Genomic DNA, 19,589 nt, shown 5'->3' with positions numbered 1-19,589 from the left:
AAGAAGTAAATTGGTCTTATCAGTATAAATGATATAAAAAACCTTCGCTATATAAGACGAACTTAGAATGGCTTTAGACCCTGCATAGAAATCTTTTGCCTTGCCTATCTTAACATGATACAATAAAACAAAATTCAAACAATACGCATAGGAAAGGTGTGTTATAAATGAGCTCAACTCGTATTTTAGAAGAAATCTCGGCAGAGGTGCAGCCTTACCGCAGCAACGAGAACGGTGTATCGTCATTGTTTCTGAATCGCTGGTCGCCGCGTGCATTTGACGATCGCAAAGTATCGGAAGAAGATTTAAATGCGATTTTGGGGGCCGCTCATTGGGCACCTTCCTCATATAACGATCAGCCATGGCGGTTTGTAGTGGCTAAAACGGAGGAACAATTGGCTGTATTTCATCAGTTCCTGGGCGAGTTCAACCAGCTTTGGGCGTCCACAGCGCCAGTGCTCGTTCTCGTAGCTTCCGATACCAAACGTGAGAACGGCGATCCTAATGGAGCACATGCATTTGATGCAGGAACTGCTTGGGGCTATTTGGCACTTGAAGCAACGCTGAAAGGACTTGCAACCCATGCCATTGGCGGATTCGACCGTCAGCAAGCTAAAGCAGCCTTGAACTTGCCTGAGCAGTACGATCTCCATGCCGTCATTGCCATTGGCTATCAAGGAGATAAGAGCAGTTTGCCTGCTCCGATTCAGGAGAGAGAGGTTCCAAGTGGCCGAAAATTGCTTAGCGAAGTAGTTTTCGAGGGAAGCTATAAATAATTTCCCACCTAAAAACGGTCTTTATCCATCAAGGATGAAGACCGTTTATTTTTGCGTATATGTAAGGATGCGTAAATCTCAGGTTGGGATTTCTACTCTGCGTTTATAAATGCTTTTACCTCTTCATTAAATTCACTGTAAAACGCTTTAGACCTATTTTCATTACCTGTTCTTCTAGAAATACGATTAATCTGCATTGCAGCTGTAACACTATTCGTTAATGTAATAAACTTCTTTGGTATTTCATCACTAATCCCAACCGTTGTATCATCCCAAACTTTATTAACTTCTGGTGTCCAAACCCCACTTGCTTCACGGTTATCTATCACAATTGCCTTTGTGTCTTGATCCTTAACAGATGCTTTTAACAATTCCGCAATGGCATATGCTTCCTCAATTGTTACACGAAAGCTTGCATGTTTAATATAAAAAATCCCTCCTTCTTTCCAATAGGTAGTTGTTTTGGGTAATTGATTATCAAATGTATACATAGAGACCTCATCCTTTTTCAATTATTCTAAATAAACTATATATATTTATTGTCTTTTATATTCACTTATCGTCATACCTGTCCACATATGAAATGCTCTTACAAATGAATTTAAATCTTGATACCCTAAGAGATAAGCTATCTCATCAGATAACATCCCCGAATTTTTTAAATAATGCCTTGCAAGCAGTTCTCTAGTATGGTTTAACTGCTTCTGAAATGTAGTATTTTCTTCATTTAATTTTCTTTGAAGCGTTCTTTTGCTACAGCCTAATTTTGATGATACATTATCTATACTTCCTTCTCCTGCCGGTAAAAGCTCTGTGAGTGCACTTCTAACTCTAGCTGCATAAGTGTCATCTACGTCTAATTCATTAAGCCGTCTTCTTAATTCTGGCTCGAAATACTCCCACATGGCATCATTCTGGCTTATAAAAGGACAAAGCGCATCTTGCTTTGATATAGTCAGTACGTTTCTTGGTCCTATTTTAGGTCTTACGCCAAAAAACTTCTCATAATCATCATGATCTATCTTATGCTTTGTCATCAATTCTATCGGTATAATATGAGTTTTTGTAGCATTTCTCATAAGCTGTACTAAAAACACCATTTCTAATGCAGTTAAAAACTCTGGTATTTCATGTTCTTCATTCTCAAAAACGATCTCTAAAGTTATGTAATCTCTATTTTCGTTAATTAGAAATACTAACGGGCCTGTAAGTTTTTTATATGTTGCTATTCTTTTCATACAAGTTAATGCATTCTTACTGCAATAAGCTGCAAAAACAGGTGGAGAAAATGTTTCTATACTTTCTAATGTACCAATCTTTATTGGCGCACACTCATCAATGGACAGTTCTTTAAGTGCTTCCATGAATCTTATATATTCAATAGCTGTTAATGAAGGTATTGGACGAGTAAATAAATCTTCAGGCAAGTCGGATTTTTTCAGGGCCTCTATAGTTGATATTCCAATTTTCTCGATTAAATCATCAAATCTCCTATCTATTACAACTCTACTATTAGACATATATCCCTCCTACTATTTCAAAGATACAATTAGTCATGATTGCATCTATATATTCAACTTCCCTTATGTTAAACATTATATCCTTTAGGTCACACGATTTTAACGACATTTCACGCCATTATTCTTTCAATTCACGCCAGATCGTAGTTGAGTTCGAATCCATTATAGAATAGCAAAAAGACACGGAAGAACCATTCCGTGCCTAATATCACATTATCCCTCAGCAATAGAAACTCCGGCAACGTTACGCTGTCTCATGGCGGATGGAGGAATTCCATACTTCTTCTTCCAGACTTTTGAGAAGTGCGAGACATTCTCGAAGCCTGTGGCGTAACAGACCTCCGTTATGGATATTCCCGAATGGGTTAATAGCTCCTTGGCCTTCTCTAACCTGCGGTTACGAATCCATTGAATGGCAGGCTCATTATAGATCTTCCGAAATTCCCGTTTGAAGGTCGATAAGCTTCTGCCAGAGAGATAAGCCAGATCCTGAAGCGATACCGGGTTAAGCAGATTTTTTTCCACCACCTCTACAATGCTTGTAGGGCGTTGCTGTCTCAGCTGTAGAATTTGGTTCAATAACCCTTTGTCCGCATCCAATATATCAAATAGAAGCTCCAGCATTTTCAGTTTTATTAATTCGTCTTGAATGGCCTCCGGCTTTTCAAAATAGGGTTTGAGTGATGCAACATAGCTTAGCAGGCGCTCATTCACCGAATGAACAACAGTCGGAGCTGGTGATACAGGCTCAGAAGAAGGAAAACTGGATATTTTCATAAACTCATGAAGCAACTCATCCTTCAGAAAGAACATCATATAATCCAAGACATGCCTCGAATCCTCTTCCCCATACTTCTCATACTCAACGGCGATGCCTTTATGCAAAAGTAACATTTCATTTTTCCTTACCGTATATTTCTGCTCACCGTATCTGACGATGTAGACCCCTTCTAGAACAACCAATAAAACATGGTCCTGCAGATACATCCTTCCGGTCTTGATATCCGAATAGCCGCATGCTCCCATGACCGATAATCCTTTTAACTTCAGCATGCTAACGCTAGCTATACTCTGAGGCATTTTCACAGCCTTTCTAATTACTGACCCCATTCACCTCACTCCTTATCTGAGTACAAGATAACACAAAGGCAGCAAGACAATCCAATGCTCGTTCGAATGAGCCGAATTGACAACAAAAATGACCTGTACGACAAAGCTTTAAAACTTCAGCCCGGTTACTATAAGGATAGAAGTTATGCAACAAGCAAAATATATGTGGAAAGAACAGATACACAAATATGAAGAAAAGGTGTGGAAAAAATGACAACTGTTAAAAAACTATCCCTTGAAGAAATTGCTGACCGTGATGCCATCCGCGATCTTGTAGATGCCTATGCATTCTGTGCAGACACGAGAGATGCTGAAGGTCAAATGGCTCTATTCACTGAAGATACACTGTTTAGAGTATTTATGGATGAGCGTCAGGCAGAACCAGATCAAGTCATTAATAGTAGACAAGATTTGTTCCCTGTTTTTGACAACCTGAACACCTATACCTCCACTATGCATTTTAATGGCCAAAGCAAGATCAACTTGTCTGGTGATACTGCAACTGGGACAACCTATTGTTTCGCTCACCATTTAACCGTTGATGGAGATAACAAAAATTTGATGGTGGCAACGATCAGATATTTCGACGAGTTCGTCAAAATTAACAATGCCTGGTTCTTCAAAAAGAGAGATCTCAAGGTTGCATGGGTTGAAACTAAACCTCAACATAGCTAAATCGCCCGCATGACCCTTTTCCTCTGAGTCTCAACTTACTTGTAACTTCGCTTCGACTTATCCTCAACAACTAAAAACACCTGTTAATACCGGACTCTTATTGCCCAGTATTGACAGGTGTTTTAGTTTATAGTGGTTTACTTCCCTGCAATCAAGTGCCTGGCTCGTTCCCGAATCTCTTGAATTATTTCACCCGTTGGCGAGACTTGCCCAAACTCATAGGCAATCACTGTCAGCGTTACACGCTGAATGTCTTCGGCTTCAATGGCCCCCCAGCCCATATCCGGGTAATCCATTGCTGCATTGCCATCGCTTAGAAAAATAATTTTGTATTCCCGATGCGCCCCATCGCGAACCGTGGTTTCGCAGCACACATTAGTCACTGTACCGCAGATAATAAGCGTATCGACATCATGTTTTCTTAAAATAGTATCCAGATCGGTATCATGAAAGCCACTGTAGAACAGTTTATCCACGATAATGTCACCAGGAAGCGGCTCCAGTTCGTCGATAATCTCCACTCCATGCGTGCCTCTTTTCAATATTTCATTCACATTCGGATACATATCCTTCATCCTACCGGTATCGCTGCCGTCTCCCCGTACGATATGACGAATATAAATGACCGGCATCCCTGCCTCACGAGCGGCTACAGTCAGTTCCTGAATATTCCCAATAATATTATCAGTGCGGGGAACATAAAGTGCGCCATCCGGCTGGCAAAATACATTCTGCATATCGACCACGATCACTGCAGTTCTAGCGGGATTGATCTCCCATCTCACCTTATTTTTAAAGCTCATATGCTCAGCTCCTCTACTTGGGTAAATTGAATTTATAGACGACAACCCGTCGTCAGGCAACCTCTGTCGGGACCTCCGTCTTCGTTCTAACCCCGCTGGATCGTTGCTCCATCACCGGTCTGATCCAGATGTTAACCACCGTATTTAATCCGATGAGCAGGACAACCCCCACCAGCATAGGCTGGGTAACAATACTTTGAACTGCTAGTGGCAGCTTAGAAGTCAATTCTGTAGGCAGATACATCGTGCCCAGCGAAATAATGAAGGAAGAACCGGCGACAACCAGATTCAATTCGTCCCAAACGACCTTGCTGACCATTTGAATACCGCTGACTGCGATAATGCCAAACAACACCGTTGAAGCTGCTGAAAGGACCGGGCCTGGAAGAGAAGCGATGAACAAGCCTACCTTAGGAATCAGACCAAGAATAATCGCCATAACACCTGCTGTCATTGTAACGAAGCGGCTTCCGATGCCGGATACCCGCACAATCCCGATATTTTCCGGATACGAAGTTGTACCCAGCCCGCCAAACACAGCGCCTATCGTACAGCCGAGAAATTCGCCGAACAACCCACGGTTCACGCGCTCGGAATCCATTGTCTGCCCGCCCCATTTGGTAAGCAGCGTATACATGCCGACGGCTTCAGCTGAAGCTTGAAGAAAGGCAAGGAGCATCAGGATTACTACCGGAATGGAGATACCAAAACCAAAGGGGAAGATCGACGGCAGGCTGAACCAACCGGCTGATCCAACTGCAGAGAAGTTAGCCGTTCCGAAAATCGAGTAAAATACGGTACCAATTACAATCCCCCACAACAGGGCACCCCGGCGAAGCAGCGTATTACCGCCAACAATCATCAGAACAAGCACGCAAATCACGGTAACGCCAGCAGCGGCGAAGTTAATTCCCTCATTGGCGCTGCCGAACCAGTTTTTCAGGCCGATGTTCGCGAGCTGAGCGCCAATGATAATGAGCAGGGTCCCATATACAATCGGTGGTGAGATAAACCTGTTAACATGTCCGATCAATCCGAATTTGCGGATCGGTATGGTCAGCAGCATGAAAATCACACCCGCAACTGCCATAGAGCCAAACGCAGTGCCCAGTCCTACGCTAGTACCCGCAGATAATACAGCTACAAAAAAAGCGGCAGTCGGCCCTTGAACGACGGGGAGCTTCAGCATTTTACCTGACTGGAGGATGGTAACCAGCCCGGTGGTCAAAAAACAGGCCTGAATCATATAACCAATGGTGCCAGCCTCGAGCTTCATCGCTTGTCCAATTAACACCGGAAACAGGAATATACCTGTTAAAGCAAGCAAATGCTGAAACCCGTAAGTCAAATTGGCTCCGAAAGAAAGCTTTTCTTCAATGCCCACCTGCAAAACCTGGTTCTCCTCATGAAGTTGACTCATACCTTCTCACTCCTTTGATGTGGTTGGCGGGACAAGTTATCCTTATTCAACATATCATCTGATGTTTAGAGCTTAGGAAATCCGAATTTGGGCCACAGCCTCCAGATTACAGATCGTCTGCCGTTTGGCTTCAGCACTGTCACCCGCTTGTATCGCTGCAAAAATCGCTTCGTGATAGGCCGTATTATCTTCATAATGACGGGTATCCAAAATTAGCTGGCTCAGCATCGCCTTGAGTCCTTCAGCCACGACCTTGTACATTTCCAGCAGCACTTCGTTGTGGCACGATTCAGCGACGGCAATGTGAAAAGAAAGATCAGCCTCTACATATTCGGCATACCGCCCCTTGTCCAAAGCTTCGTTTCTCTGGTTCAGGTATTGGCGCATCCGTACAAGATCTTCCTCCGATCTTCGGTCTGCCGCCAAACCTGACACTTCAATTTCCAGAATCCGGCGCACCTCGAGAATTTGAGCGTAGTTATGCGGAGCCAGCGTCTGCCGGACCCCGTTCATGACTGTCGAGGAAGAACGGATATACGTCCCGTCTCCCTGGCGGACTTCCAGCAGTCCGGCGTGAACCAAAATTTTGACCGCTTCACGAATAGTGGATCGACCAACGCCGAGCAGCCGCATCAATTCGGGTTCAGCCGGCAGCTTGTCGCCGCTTTTATATTCTCCCGTGCCAATCAGCATTTGTAACTGGTCAAGCACTTCATCCACCAGCTTTCGACGCTGAACAGTTTTAAAACCTGCATAGGTGCTAATAGGACCACCGCCTCTTGTATATGTTATTTTACCTAACGCATTTTCATTCATTTCGGTTTATGGTTCACATTATAGTGAGTGATATCGTAAAAAACAAGCTATTTTTTCATAGTTATGTAATGTTAAATTACATGTGTTATTGACAAATCATCTTACTAAAAGTTATGTTAGACAAAATCAAACATCAGATGATCTATTGAATGATCTGTTTTATGGATTTCCCCTTCAAAGGAGAGCTGGCCGATTCTATGAATACTAACTTACTCATCAGAGAGCCTAATTACACGCGGCTTATCGCCTTACTATTCTGGTCAGGGTTGATTGTTCTTTCTTCGTTATATGTATCCGTACCGCTGATTCCCACTATTACACAGAGCTTTCACCTGTCGTCCGAGAAGGCTGCTGTACTCGGAAGCTCCTTTTCTCTTTTTTACGCAATTGGCTGCTTAATTCACGGTCCGATATCCGATTGGTTAGGAAGAAAAGCAGTGATTTCTATCGGGCTTGCTGTTTTGTCCTTGGCCACTTTATCTGTGGGCTTTGTCTCCAGCTTCAACCTTCTGATCTTCCTGAGGTGCGTGCAGGGGATCGCTGCTGCGGCGTTCTCCCCCGTAGCTTTAACCTACATTGGTGAAGTTTTTCCTTCTTCCAAAAGAGGGACAGCCATCGGGGTGGTCAGCACCGGATTTCTAATGGCAGGGATTGTCGGACAGCTATGGGGAAGTTTTTTCACGGATTTGCTGGGCTGGCATCAAGTGTTTGTAGTCCTGGGCTTCGCTTATCTGCTGACCCTGGGGCTTATTATCACCCTGCTGCCCAGAGAGAAAATGGATCGGCCCTCTTGGAATGCCCGGACATATGCTAAACAATGGAAACAGGTGTGGTCCAACCCGAATTTGCTGCTGTGCTACGGAATTACTGCTTTGATCTGTTCTGTTTTGTAGGGATGTATACCGTGCTGGGTACTGTTCTTGAGAAAGCACCATTTGGGCTTAGCAGCATACAATTATTCGGTGTGCGCGCACTCGGCATCATCGGTATGCTGCTTTGCCCTTTTGCCGGTAATCTATTTGGAAAATGGGGCACACTTCCGACGCTGCGCATCGGCCTAACACTGGCCATCGTGGGTTTGGCGAGCATGGGGTTGGTTCAACAGCTAAGTAGCTATATGCTCATGAGTGTTGTTTTTGTAGGTGGCATCTCGCTGGTTGTACCAGCGATTATCTCTTTGGTTGGGGAAATAGGAAGCAGAAACAGGGCCATCGCCACTTCCATGTATACCTTTGTTCTATTTGCCGGGGCCGGGGTAAGTCCACTCGCAACGACACGCCTGCTGAAGACTGGCATAGCCTCCCTCCCTTTTCTCACCTTTGCCGTTATGATGGGATTGGGACTGATTACGGCAATGTTTATCAAAGTACCCGGAACTAACGATGCACTATGATATATATCGCAAACAGCCTGTTGAGGAAACTCAACAGGCTGTTTATATTTTGGACTAAGTAAAAGCAAAATGTTTTTACATCTTGGAGCCGAAATTCCAAGTCCAGCGTTTTAGCGGAGCGGTCCTTCGCTAATCTATGAGTTTTCCCTAGAGCGAAGCTATACTTTCGTCAGCCTTCTGACTACTGCCAGTTATGGTAGGTTAGGTTTAGTTTTTCACCTCTTCTCATAGGTCATTAGCTCTCCATTGCTCTGGTACATAGATATAACGAGTACCTTCTTTTTTGACGTACCCGAAAGCAGGGAAATCCATATGCATTCCTGTTACGCGGATTCTTTCCTCTGATGCGAAGTCGAGCAGTTTAATGCGTGTTCTTGACGCTTGGTCAGCATCAATATCCATGGCAAACTTCAATTCTGGCTGTGACATCTGGATGGTCGCATTCTGAATGATATCCCCCCAAATTAACAATCTATCTCCTTCAGATTCTATTAGATACGCGGTATGACCAGGCGTGTGTCCATGGGCTTCTATCGGGCTTATCCCGGGAATACCAACGGAATCGGAAAAAGTCACAATATCACCTTTATACGGAGCGAGCGCTGATCGAGCCATTTGGACACTCATTTTTCCTAAATCGTCCTGGAAATGATCCTCAACATTGTCCTTCATCCAAAATCCGTATTCCTTCTCATGTACAATGACTTTGGCGTTAGGAAACGCTCTCGTTCCATCTGCCAACAATAATCCATTCACATGATCCGGATGCATATGAGTCAGAAGTACGGTATCGACATCATTTGTTGAGTAGCCAGCAGCTATTAGATTATCGATTAGATGGCCTGCCCCTGACCCAAAACTAGATCCAAATCCAGTATCAACTAAAGTAATATTCCCATTGTTATTAACAATAAATCCACTTGTATTCATGTATGGAGGCACAGCTTGAAGGTGTTCTCTCAATATTTGAATGGGTTCGTCTTTTTCTAGTTCGAAGAAGGCATCCAATGGTAATTCCAAATTTCCGTCTGATAATACCGTAACGATAATACCACCGATTTTTTTATGAAAAACGCTAGGAACTTGAGCTTGGGGTTTATAATTCGTACTCATGTTTACTCCTCCTTAAACAACAACTGTTATTTAAAATACACTTGTCATAATATCAGTCTGTGTTATTGTTTATCAACCAACAACATTGCAGTTCCGTTGTGTATTAAACAACTCGGTAGGATTTGTCGCTTTATTCATGAGGCTTAAAAGATTATATTCAACAAAAAAATCCAACAAGATTTACTTGTTGGATTTAGTATTCATCACTAGCGTTGCATCAACCATATTAGACTTTCCTCTATCTCTTCAAATTAAAAAACGCTACCGCTGTCTCTGTCGTTACCTTGGCGACCTCTTCCACGGGCTGACCGATGCAACGCGCTACGGCCTCCAAAATATGCGGCAGGTAGACTGGCTCGTTCCGCCCATCCACCGGCTTTTCTTTTAAATCACGCGGGGTCAAAAATGGCGCATCCGTCTCGATCATCAACCGGTCCAGCGGAATCAGCTTCACCAGTTCCTTCAAATGTTTCCCTCTTCGTTCGTCACAAATCCAGCCAGTAATCCCAATATAGAGACCCATCTCCAGATACGCGATGAGCTCTGCTTGGGTTCCGGTAAAGCAATGGACAACCGCTTTGGGGATTGCCTGTTCCTTAAGAATAGTCTTAAAATCCGCAGCCGCTTCCCGTTCGTGCAGGAACAACGGCATGTCCAGCTCAACAGCCAGATTAACCTGCTCCCTGAACCATTTTCGCTGCACATCCCGCGGGGAGAAATCACGATTATAATCCAGACCGCATTCACCTATCGCTGCCACTTGCGGAAGTGCCGCTAATTCCTTTAACTTCGCAATCGTATCCTCATTGCAGCTCTTGGCATCATGCGGATGCACACCCGCTGTAGCATAGAGCTTCCCCGGGTAACGACCAGCATAACGGGCCGCTTCCACGCTGTTCCTAAGACTTGTTCCTGTAATAATAAGCGGACTAACGCCCTTAGCCGCTGCCCTCTCCACCACTTGCTCACGATCTTGGTGAAACGAACGGTGCATCAGATTAACGCCGATATCGATGATAGGTTGATTCATGATTGTCGCACCTCTTGTTCATCAGATTCTAAGACCGAGAAGCACCCAGACGGCACATGCTCCGCCAACCAGACTTCATTTCCTGCATAATAGAAGTTGATGCCTAACTGCTGTGCGCGCTGCGTATCCACTTTAAGAATAACTAACGCGCCCCTGCGACTCCCGGCCAATGTTGCAAAATGAGTCCCTTCCGATAAGTGAACATATTGCCTGCTCATCGGGCTCAGCCCTCCTTGCAGAATTGCAGGGAGAGCCTTCTGATTCGTACCATGATACAGTAGCGCCGGAGGCTCACCGGGGGCATACTGAATTTTATCGTGACTATGACCGTACCTCGCTCTGATCCGGTCATCCTTAATTTCAAAACGCTGTTTGTCCGATTGAGAAACCACCTGCTCAATATCCGCTAACGTAACTCCCGACCACTTTGGCTGGGCTTGAATCGCCTCTAATAAGACACTCAGCCGACACGATCCATCTCTAGAATCCAAAACTACACCAAACTCTCCAGGAGCATGACGGAGAATCTTGGTCATTAACTTGCTTAAGCTTTTTTCTGCAGCTTGATTTAACATGTACTTTCACTTCCTAAATTTCTTTTTCACTTTAACTTCCATTAACCGCATTATACTCTGATGTCACCTTAAGAAGCGGTAGTTTTTGATTATAGCTGAAAAATACAGCCTGTTATTCTCTCGTAGAATTGAAATCTGACCGCTAAAGATACATCCTAACGCGAGTCTCAGAACGCCCCGCTGCTCCAGTCGATCATTCCTGTGACACTTCCCTCGTGCACTAAGAAATTTATATAACCATTCTTTATCACCAAATCCACAATTATCTTGTGGTATCATTACTTTAACGTTTAAATATGGAAGGAATCAACAATCAATAATGAATATCTCTACAACAGTCTCATCAAAACAGATCATGGATTTATTATTAAATATCGCCGTCGCACGTCCAGTTTTTATTTGGGGACCTCCGGGAATCGGAAAATCCTCCTTAGTTCAGCAATTTGCCGATCAGGTGGGTCTGCCCTGTGTCTCTCTGCTGGGAAGTCAGCTTGCACCCGAGGATCTCATTGGCGTCCCGCAAATTATAGATGGAAAAAGCAGATTCTGTCCGCCAAGCATCATCGCCCGCGACGAGCCTTATTGCCTGTTTCTGGATGAGCTTAACGCTTGTACGCATGAGGTTCAGAAAGCTTTTTATAGCTTGATCCTGGAAAAACGTGTCGGGGAATACCGCCTCCCGGAGGGCTCTATCGTCATTGGTGCGGGAAACCGTGCGCAGGATAGCGCTATCGTCAAACCCATGTCATCCGCACTGATCAACCGCATGTTTCATGTGCAATTGAGAGTATCTCACCGTGAATGGTTAGCGTGGGCGTATGAGAATGAAATCCACCCGCTAGTGATCCAATATATAGAGACTCGTCCAGACCATCTTTGGGTTCAACCTCCGAAACACGAAGAACCCTTCTCCACACCAAGATCCTGGCATATGCTAAGTGATGCGTTAAAAGAATACGGTGACGGCCTGCAGCCTGAAATTTTGGATATTCTGGCCACGGGTTGTCTATCTCCTCATCATGCCGGGCAATTCAAAGCATTCTACAAACAAACGAATAACAAATACAAATTGAATGCCATCCTGGAAGGTGAACTCCATTGGCCTCATGAACCAGAGGATCGGGATGTACTGTACTTTATGGCACAGTCCTTCCGTGCACATCTTATTAAAGAACTGCCGGAATCCAAGTCCAATCTTACTGAGCATCACAAGCGACTTGCCCACCGTTCCAAGGCTCTGATTAAAAACTTAAGCACCATCAGTCTCGAAATCGCTCAACTCACGGTTGCGCGGAACGAGAACGGAGAAACTCTGCCCGATTGGTTCCTCGTTGAAATTGTCCGCGACTTGCCACGACTCGTTCAGAAGAAAGAAGTATAACTATGGCGAAACCTAAGTCCAGAGAACTTGATCCCGCTACCAAAGCCTATAACGAAGGTCTTCAATACATTACCGAACATCCCATGTTCGCTCCGCTTGCCCTACACGCTCATTTTATTCGCCGGGAAGGTAATCAGTGTCCAGAGCACGGCTGGGCTGTCACCACTAGTGATGGTTTTATTCATGTGCATCCTAAGCGAAGAGGTCTACCGGAGGAATGGGTGTACATTCTTGCCCATGCCTTGCTTCATCTTGGGTTTGGACATTTCCGGGCGATGGAACGTCAGGATCTATGGAATGCGGCATGCGATGCTTTTATTGCAAAATTTCTGTATGACATGAAGCTTGGGCGACCGCCTGCAGGTATGGACGGACGAGTAGAATTGGCTGCTAAAAGCGAAGAAGAGTTGTATGACACCTTCGTGGAGCGGGGGCTCCCTCCTTCCTTCCACAACCTCGGCTCTGCCGGGCGCGGATTTCAGGACATGCTCTTGAATTCCCGCGATACGGGCTACTATTGGAGCAACCGTCAAGTGAATTGGCAGGATTGTCTGGGGAAGGGTTTATCCATGGCTGTCACCAGTGCAGTCAATGTGACCGCAGGATACGAAGCATACCTGGGCGCTCAGAAAGAAATCCTCACGCCCGCCCTAAAAGCCCGCAATTGGTTCATCAGCAGTTATCCGCTTATGGGAGCGATGGCTGCCGATTTTACCATTATTGAGGACCCCATTCTATGCAATAGATTGTCCATCACTGTCGCCGCTGTAGATGCCGAGGCCAAAGAAATCTACATGAATCCCGCCGCAGGCCTCGATGAGCAGGAATGCCGGTTTGTGCTGGCGCATGAATTTCTGCATGTCGGGTTAAGACACCATGCCCGCGCTGACGGACGTGATCCGTATTTATGGAATGTGGCCTGTGATTATGTCATCAATCAGTGGCTGATGGAGATGGGTTTAGGCGCTTTCCCTAGAATTGGCGGGCTTTATGATCCGGAATTAAAGGGCTTGTCTGCCGAATCGATCTATGACCGGATCGTCAACGACCTCCGACTGTACCGTAAAGTTGCTACCTTTCGGGGAATGGGCCTCGGAGATATCCTGCCGCCGAGCAAACCTGATTGGTGGGAGCGGAATGATGGACTTGCACTTGATGATTTTTATCGTAATTGTCTCAGCCAAGGTCTTGATTATCACTATGATCAGCATCGCGGGCTACTTCCGGCAGGGCTTGTAGAAGAAATTCGCGCATTGTCTCAGCCCCCTATTCTATGGGATATAGAGCTTGCGAAATGGTTCGATCACTACTTTTCGCCAGTGGAAAAGGTCCGGAGTTATTCCAGAATCAGCCGCAGACAATCCTCCACCCCCGACATTCCCAGACCTAGCTGGGTGCCAGACGCCGGGGACGAAGATGGCCGTACGTTTGGAGTGGTACTTGACACCTCCGGTTCCATGGATACCAAGCTACTTGGCAAAGCTCTGGGTGCCATCGCCAGCTATAGTCTATCTAGAGATGTTCCACTGGTACGTGTAGTGTTCTGCGACGCTACTGTCTATGACCAAGGGTATCTCGCCCCAGAGGTCATCGCCGATCGCGTATCCGTCAAAGGCCGTGGGGGCACCATCCTCCAGCCGGGAATCGATCTGCTGGAGCGTGCAGAGGATTTCCCCAAAAATGGCCCCTTGCTGATCATCACAGACGGCTTCTGTGATAGAGTCACCATTCGCCGGGAGCACGCCTTTCTTATTCCCAAGGGACAAAGCTTGCCGTTTGTGCCCAAGGGGAAGGTTTTTCGTATGGATTGAAATGAGAGATTTTAATGAGGTGAACACATGCTTGAAGCATCGCTAACAAGAGGCCTGCATTCGTTAGCAAGGAGATATTGCATAACAAAAATTGATTATTGGGGCAGAAAGTATAGTAGATTAATCGATCAAGGTAGGGATCGGGAACCCGACGGAATTGACCACTCTCTTGAAGCCAAGAAATTATTTCCCAGATATATTGTTTTGAAAGCTATATTAGCTGAATTGGAAAGATATATACCCGAAGACTTTGACTCTTTTTCAGAGGCAAGATTCAAGATCACTCAAGTTATAAATGAAGCCGTTAGTTTTATGACAAAAGCAAATGACGATGATAATGTTACAAGAAACACAATGTCCGAAGAGAGAAGTAGCTTTGTTTCTTATCTTGAGAATGTATCTGCAGCAAAAGTCATGAGCCAACCACCGTTATTCTACAGACGCAAGTTATCCGTGCCAGAAATTGAATTACTTTGGACTCAACTAAATGATATATGGGCTATAAAAACGAGAGGGCCCTGGATACCACTTGATGGTAGTCAGAATGAACTCACGCTAGCTTTTATGGATGACTACTTTGATTCAGAAGTTGGCTACGAACTACTCCGTAAGTTTTTAAAAGAACATGGGGTTAATCATGTTTATGAGTTAAGGGAATTAGAATTTTCACCTGAATATGAACTGGAGCTCTCAGCATTTACTCCTACTTATGCATTTAATGGGGAGGGTTTCTGGTGTAGTAAAGAAATGGACTGGGTTATCTACGCCTCCCATGAAAATTCAATAACTATTGGCGGAGAATGGCTAATCAACAAAGTAAAAGAGGTTTGGTCAAATTGGGAAAGCAGACTGTGGCTAGACTGGGAGGAAAGATTAGAAAGAGGAATTTAATGATTTCACGGAGGCGAACTCGTTTGGAGACACACAGATGCAATTTAACCAGACTACAACGCAGTGACTACCAAGATGTGAAAAGTCTTTATGTGAACGAACAAGTAAGAACGTACTTGGGTGGAGCAATTCCAGAGGAACATATATTAAATAAATTTTCAGATACATTACAACGTTCTGAGACAGATTCAAATTATTGGGCCATTCGACTGAAACACAATAATGTATTTATAGGTTTAGTTTCTTTGGAACAACATGTTGACGGTCAAGATACTGAAATCTCCTATGAGCTCCTCCCTCATTCCTGGGGCCAGGGGTACGCAAAAGAAGCTGTAGACCAAGTCCTTGCCTACGCATTCAATAAATTGAACTTAAGCAAGGTTATTGCTGAGACCCAGACGGCTAACCATTCTTCTTGCAAGCTATTAGAAAGAGTAGGCATGAAATTAGATCGTAAAATCATGAGATACGGTGCTGAGCAAGCGATTTATGGGATTGATAAAGTATAAGATTAGAATGGAGCGTTAGAATATGAAACGTACGGAGATTTCCTTTGATATTGAAACCGTACCTGCAACTATCAGGCAATATCTAAAAGGAGCAACCCTTTATGACAGCAGCTCTTCCGAAAATGCAAAAACTCTGTTCGTTTCGGGCAATGAACGTGCTTTTCTGAAAATAAGCGAACGAGACTCGCTTGAACGCGAATATACGATGACCTCTTTTTTACATAACCATCATGTTGCCCCAGATACCATAGCTTATGAATCGGATTCTCACTATGACTATCTGCTTACAGAAGCGGTAAACGGTGAGGATGGAGCAGCCGTACATCACCTAGAGGACCCACGCCGGTTGGTATCCGTGTTCGGGGAATATCTAAGAATGCTGCATTCACTGCCCACTTCGGGATGTCCTTACAACCATAGAACAAAGGGAATTTTAAATGAGGCGCATGTAAAGGGAAGTGACTATAGTCTCTTAAATACGTTTAATTACTCCCCCGCAGACAATGTGATCATTCATGGGGACTACTGCTTGCCGAATATCATCATGGATCACTTTTCGCTTAACGGGTTTATCGATCTGGGATATGGCGGGGTTGGCGATAGACACTACGATTTATATTGGGGAATATGGACGCTGAACTATAATCTAAAGACTGATCAGTATAGAGATTTGTTTTTGGATGCTTATGGGCGCAGTGATATTGATGAAGAGGGATTGAAATACTTTACGGAGTTGGTTCGGTTGACGGAATAAATCCGTGTTCTGAGTTTGACAAAAAAGAGGGGCCATGGCCCCTCTTTTTTTATTATGATTTGCTTGCCGCCTTTCTCTCCCCAATAAGAGAGCTCAACCGCTCAAGCAGATCCCCACCACCCGTTAAAGAGATGGTTCCGACTTTTTCGCAGATCTTCTCTAAGAACTCCAGCTCTTTCAGTCGGAACAATGTCTGGTTCTCGTCCATCAGCTTCGCGGTATTCAGCAGGCTGCGAGTAGATGCCGTCTCTTCCCGGCGAGTGATCAGATTAGCCTGGGCCTTCTTCTCCGCCAATAAAACGGTATTTAGGATCTCCTTCATTTCTCCCGGCAAAATAACATCCTTAACTCCCGCGCTCAGGAATTGTACGCCGAACTCTTCAGCCTTCTCGCTCATACGAGACAGGATGAACGACGCAGCATCCTCCTTCCGTTTCAACAAATCGTCCAATTTAAGCGTTCCGACATACTCCCGCAGCACGAGCTGAAGCTGGATATGAATTTGCTCGTCGAACGATTTCATTTCCAAAGCGCGCAGCGGGTTTACGATCTTATATTGGCAAACGAAGTTCAACCGCAGCGTAACCTTGTCTTCTGTCATGATCTCTTGGCCGATAAGATCCATTTGTTGTTGTCTTAAATCAATCTTTTTGACCATAACCGACACTGGTCCTTTCCAGAAGTAATACTTTCCGGGAGAAACCTCTCGTTGCAGAACGTGATCATAAAATAAAAATCCAGATTCGTTACTTCCGATTTCGAAGGCGTGCACATGGGCGGTGAGCTTCGGTAAAATGGAACGATCTACCTCGGCAGACAGCTCAGGCTGTCTGGTATCTACATGCAAAAAGGTATGTTTTTTAAGTATGTTCCAGAAGGCATAGACACCAGGCTTAAGCAGATGTACGAATTGCCCGTCCTCGTAATGCAGAACATATTCGTGGTCTTGCACCCGTGCGATTTCAAGCTCCCGCACTAGGTCTTCATCATGAAGGAACAACTGCAGGTCTTTTCCCTCTACAATGAAAGGTTTGGCGATATTCAGTACAACAACTGTGCTTTGCAACCACGATAAATAGTTATAAGTTCCTGGAAGGAGTGTCTTCACATAACTTCCTTTATGAAAGAGCAGACCGCGTTGGTCAGCTTGAATGGTTACTTTGTTTAACATCTTCGTTCCCCCTTAATGGTTGCGACCATTGGATGGAGAATCCCACTGTGGCTTTGGCGGAATCTCGTTTTAGCTGGACTTTCCTGCAGTGATCCTCAAGGATATTGGGGAAAAGGCCTAACCAAACTTCAGTCGTCCTTATTTCTCCTCCGTCCAAGCGAATTCCCCGGAGTTTCGTTCCAGCGGTATCCACAGATTACAAAGCCAGCCTACAGTGCGCTCAAACTAGCCGCTAGGGATTCTATCCTTTGGTCTTTCTTTTGCTCAATTTTTGCTCGATTGGAAGTCGAGTATTCTACCAGAATCGCTCCCTAGGCGATTGGGGAATCGAACCCCGAATAGTGGATTCATACCGATCCGGATCATACAGGATACCGTAACATATCATGTACGGCACTGCGGGATAAATCGGATATCCCTGCCTCGTTACGTCCGTCCGAATAAGAACCAATGTGTCTTGCAGGTTCTATAATCGCTCATTTCAACCTAAAGGAACATGGTGAAAGTATTACGACGGGGATAAAGTTTGCCATTTCGTTCAAATTTGTCTTCTGCTGTAATGGAAGTAAGTGTTTCGTTTGATGGGATACGGAGGGATAAACCGAAAGGATACTATCTGACAAGATTATCTATGATTTTCAAAATAGAAGCTGGGGTCTGCATTCCCACGGCCGAGAGGGGGGTTGAAAATACCAGATGTAACATTAATAATCTACAAATCAGGGCGACTGCCCCGAACAAAGCGGAGCGACCACTAGAATAAGCCCCCCTAAGGTGGGAGGCGATAAAAAAATATGCATCATATGAGTGAAAGTAGTATTTCTCCTCGCTTAAAATACTTAGTCAAATGTTCTTTCAGAAGAGCATCTTCATTGCTCTCTATTAACTCTATTGTCTTGGCAGTAAAATTCCAATTCAAACAACCACTTAACCATAATAATGAACGAAGTCTCTCAAAATCTCTTTGTGTAAGTAATTCTTCTGCACCATATCCCCGTAATACGGATTTTGCAAGAGTTGAAGACATTTCATGAGATGCGATTCCATGAGTTCTAGAGTACCATTTTACTAACCATGCTAGCCCCTCCACCCTATCCGTGTATGTTATTGATTCAAAATCAACGACACCAATAATTTCCTCATATTCATTCCAAAGTATATTTAGCGGGTTTAGGTCAGACTGAACGATGTAGTCATAAGAATCCGTCTTTTCTTTATCTTTATGATATTCAATTTGATTAAAGTAGCTTTTTAATAATTCATTTGTGGAAAGAGAAAACTTAGAGGAGACAGTATGATTACGAAGTAAATTGTAAAAATGCCCATGACCTTTACTATGTGACTCTTTAGGAAAAACTACAGATTCGAATTTCGACGATATATTATGAATCTTTCGTGCAAAAGAACCAAATTTTTCAGATATAGTTTCCGTACAATGAGTAAGATGCTGACCTTGGATCCATTCAAAAAGTACAAATTTCCATTCTTTATCTATATCTTTTACTACAATAAATGGTTCTCCATTCACAGCTGGGACATGTTCCATAAAAGGGATACCGGAATTAAGAAGGTAATTACAAAATCTCATTTGTTCAGTCAGAACTTCATCTGACAATTTAATAAATACGTCCGTTTCATAGCGTTTATCTGCAATAAATCTTGCTGAATAAGCTTTGTTATCCACATGAATTTTGAAATGAACATCTCCATGCAAACTATTAGGCTGGAGTTCTTTTTCAATTATTAAACTACTAGGATTTAATCCATATTGTTTTATTGACAATTTAAGTAACTGCATATTATCCAAGAAAGCACCTCCACTAAAAGTAATTTTATAACGT

Annotated in this window: 20 protein-coding genes; 9 read left to right on the top strand and 11 right to left on the bottom strand. The window is 44.1% G+C overall.

Annotated features, from left to right (window positions below):
* Positions 1–167: 167 nt before the first annotated feature.
* Positions 168–776 (top strand): nitroreductase family protein, encoded by a 609-nt coding sequence (locus ACFVU8_RS27535; RefSeq protein WP_387431641.1) that lies wholly within the window; start codon positions 168–170, stop codon positions 774–776.
* A gap of 92 nt (positions 777–868) precedes the next feature.
* On the opposite strand, the gene ACFVU8_RS27530 is transcribed toward ACFVU8_RS27535, so the two are convergent.
* The 3 genes from ACFVU8_RS27530 to ACFVU8_RS27520 form a co-directional block, all read right to left on the bottom strand.
* Positions 869–1,267: a hypothetical protein gene (locus tag ACFVU8_RS27530; protein ID WP_387431638.1), complete on the bottom strand. Its 399-nt coding sequence runs from the start codon at positions 1,265–1,267 to the stop codon at positions 869–871.
* A gap of 45 nt (positions 1,268–1,312) precedes the next feature.
* On the bottom strand, positions 1,313–2,296 hold the full coding sequence (locus tag ACFVU8_RS27525) for a helix-turn-helix domain-containing protein (RefSeq protein ID WP_387431635.1): 984 nt from the start codon (positions 2,294–2,296) through the stop codon (positions 1,313–1,315).
* Positions 2,297–2,509: 213 nt separating this feature from the next.
* Positions 2,510–3,406 carry a helix-turn-helix domain-containing protein gene (locus ACFVU8_RS27520; protein ID WP_387431632.1) on the bottom strand — a complete coding sequence of 299 codons (897 nt, stop codon included), beginning with the start codon at positions 3,404–3,406 and terminating at the stop codon, positions 2,510–2,512.
* Between the two features lie 210 nt (positions 3,407–3,616).
* On the opposite strand from ACFVU8_RS27520, the gene ACFVU8_RS27515 reads away from it, so the two are divergent.
* Positions 3,617–4,081 carry a nuclear transport factor 2 family protein gene (locus ACFVU8_RS27515; RefSeq protein ID WP_175371692.1) on the top strand — a complete coding sequence of 155 codons (465 nt, stop codon included), beginning with the start codon at positions 3,617–3,619 and terminating at the stop codon, positions 4,079–4,081.
* A 137-nt stretch (positions 4,082–4,218) separates the two neighbouring features.
* Here the strand turns inward: ACFVU8_RS27515 and ACFVU8_RS27510 are convergent, their stop codons facing one another.
* From ACFVU8_RS27510 to ACFVU8_RS27500, 3 genes are all read right to left on the bottom strand, one after another.
* On the bottom strand, positions 4,219–4,884 hold the full coding sequence (locus ACFVU8_RS27510) for an isochorismatase family protein (RefSeq protein ID WP_387431630.1): 666 nt from the start codon (positions 4,882–4,884) through the stop codon (positions 4,219–4,221).
* A 52-nt stretch (positions 4,885–4,936) separates the two neighbouring features.
* The gene (locus ACFVU8_RS27505) at positions 4,937–6,304 is read right to left on the bottom strand and encodes a uracil-xanthine permease family protein (protein WP_387431627.1); all 1,368 of its coding nucleotides are present in this window, start codon (positions 6,302–6,304) and stop codon (positions 4,937–4,939) included.
* A 72-nt stretch (positions 6,305–6,376) separates the two neighbouring features.
* Positions 6,377–7,120, bottom strand: coding sequence for a FadR/GntR family transcriptional regulator (locus ACFVU8_RS27500; protein WP_387431625.1), 744 nt, complete (start codon positions 7,118–7,120; stop codon positions 6,377–6,379).
* Positions 7,121–7,317: 197 nt separating this feature from the next.
* On the opposite strand from ACFVU8_RS27500, the gene ACFVU8_RS27495 reads away from it, so the two are divergent.
* Entirely contained in the window at positions 7,318–8,013 is a 696-nt protein-coding gene (locus ACFVU8_RS27495; RefSeq protein WP_387431622.1) for an MFS transporter, read from the top strand.
* Between the two features lie 11 nt (positions 8,014–8,024).
* Positions 8,025–8,513: an MFS transporter gene (locus ACFVU8_RS27490; RefSeq protein WP_387431619.1), complete on the top strand. Its 489-nt coding sequence runs from the start codon at positions 8,025–8,027 to the stop codon at positions 8,511–8,513.
* Positions 8,514–8,738: 225 nt separating this feature from the next.
* On the opposite strand, the gene ACFVU8_RS27485 is transcribed toward ACFVU8_RS27490, so the two are convergent.
* The 3 genes from ACFVU8_RS27485 to ACFVU8_RS27475 all read right to left on the bottom strand — a co-directional run bounded on the left by ACFVU8_RS27485 (position 8,739) and on the right by ACFVU8_RS27475 (position 11,231).
* Positions 8,739–9,626, bottom strand: a complete 888-nt coding sequence (locus ACFVU8_RS27485; RefSeq protein WP_387431616.1) for an MBL fold metallo-hydrolase — start codon at positions 9,624–9,626, stop codon at positions 8,739–8,741.
* Between the two features lie 238 nt (positions 9,627–9,864).
* The gene (locus tag ACFVU8_RS27480; RefSeq protein WP_387431614.1) at positions 9,865–10,656 is read right to left on the bottom strand and encodes a TatD family hydrolase; all 792 of its coding nucleotides are present in this window, start codon (positions 10,654–10,656) and stop codon (positions 9,865–9,867) included.
* On the bottom strand, positions 10,653–11,231 hold the full coding sequence (locus tag ACFVU8_RS27475) for an RNA 2'-phosphotransferase (protein WP_387431611.1): 579 nt from the start codon (positions 11,229–11,231) through the stop codon (positions 10,653–10,655). Before ACFVU8_RS27475 ends, ACFVU8_RS27480 begins: the two co-directional genes overlap by 4 nt.
* A gap of 319 nt (positions 11,232–11,550) precedes the next feature.
* Between ACFVU8_RS27475 and ACFVU8_RS27470 the strand changes: the two genes are divergently transcribed.
* Genes ACFVU8_RS27470 through ACFVU8_RS27450 form a run of 5 tightly spaced genes read left to right on the top strand, consistent with a single transcriptional unit; the run spans position 11,551 to position 16,577 of the window.
* The gene (locus tag ACFVU8_RS27470; protein WP_387431609.1) at positions 11,551–12,612 is read left to right on the top strand and encodes an AAA family ATPase; all 1,062 of its coding nucleotides are present in this window, start codon (positions 11,551–11,553) and stop codon (positions 12,610–12,612) included.
* Positions 12,613–12,614: 2 nt separating this feature from the next.
* Positions 12,615–14,423 (top strand): DUF2201 family putative metallopeptidase, encoded by a 1,809-nt coding sequence (locus ACFVU8_RS27465; RefSeq protein WP_387431606.1) that lies wholly within the window; start codon positions 12,615–12,617, stop codon positions 14,421–14,423.
* A gap of 27 nt (positions 14,424–14,450) precedes the next feature.
* On the top strand, positions 14,451–15,314 hold the full coding sequence (locus ACFVU8_RS27460) for a hypothetical protein (RefSeq protein ID WP_387431603.1): 864 nt from the start codon (positions 14,451–14,453) through the stop codon (positions 15,312–15,314).
* A gap of 23 nt (positions 15,315–15,337) precedes the next feature.
* The gene (locus tag ACFVU8_RS27455; RefSeq protein WP_387431600.1) at positions 15,338–15,823 is read left to right on the top strand and encodes a GNAT family N-acetyltransferase; all 486 of its coding nucleotides are present in this window, start codon (positions 15,338–15,340) and stop codon (positions 15,821–15,823) included.
* Between the two features lie 22 nt (positions 15,824–15,845).
* Complete coding sequence (locus ACFVU8_RS27450) at positions 15,846–16,577, top strand: aminoglycoside 3'-phosphotransferase (RefSeq protein WP_387431597.1); 732 nt, start codon at positions 15,846–15,848, stop codon at positions 16,575–16,577.
* A gap of 52 nt (positions 16,578–16,629) precedes the next feature.
* Here the strand turns inward: ACFVU8_RS27450 and ACFVU8_RS27445 are convergent, their stop codons facing one another.
* Positions 16,630–17,748, bottom strand: a complete 1,119-nt coding sequence (locus ACFVU8_RS27445) for a slipin family protein (RefSeq protein ID WP_379467549.1) — start codon at positions 17,746–17,748, stop codon at positions 16,630–16,632.
* A 799-nt stretch (positions 17,749–18,547) separates the two neighbouring features.
* Complete coding sequence (locus ACFVU8_RS27440; RefSeq protein ID WP_387431799.1) at positions 18,548–19,546, bottom strand: phosphotransferase enzyme family protein; 999 nt, start codon at positions 19,544–19,546, stop codon at positions 18,548–18,550.
* Positions 19,547–19,589 lie beyond the last annotated feature (43 nt).

This window comes from Paenibacillus sp. NPDC058177 (assembly GCF_042883835.1).
Lineage (GTDB): Bacteria > Bacillota > Bacilli > Paenibacillales > Paenibacillaceae > Paenibacillus_AQ > Paenibacillus_AQ agri.
Note: the sequence above shows the minus strand (reverse complement) of the source record. Positions and strands in the feature narration are given on the sequence as shown.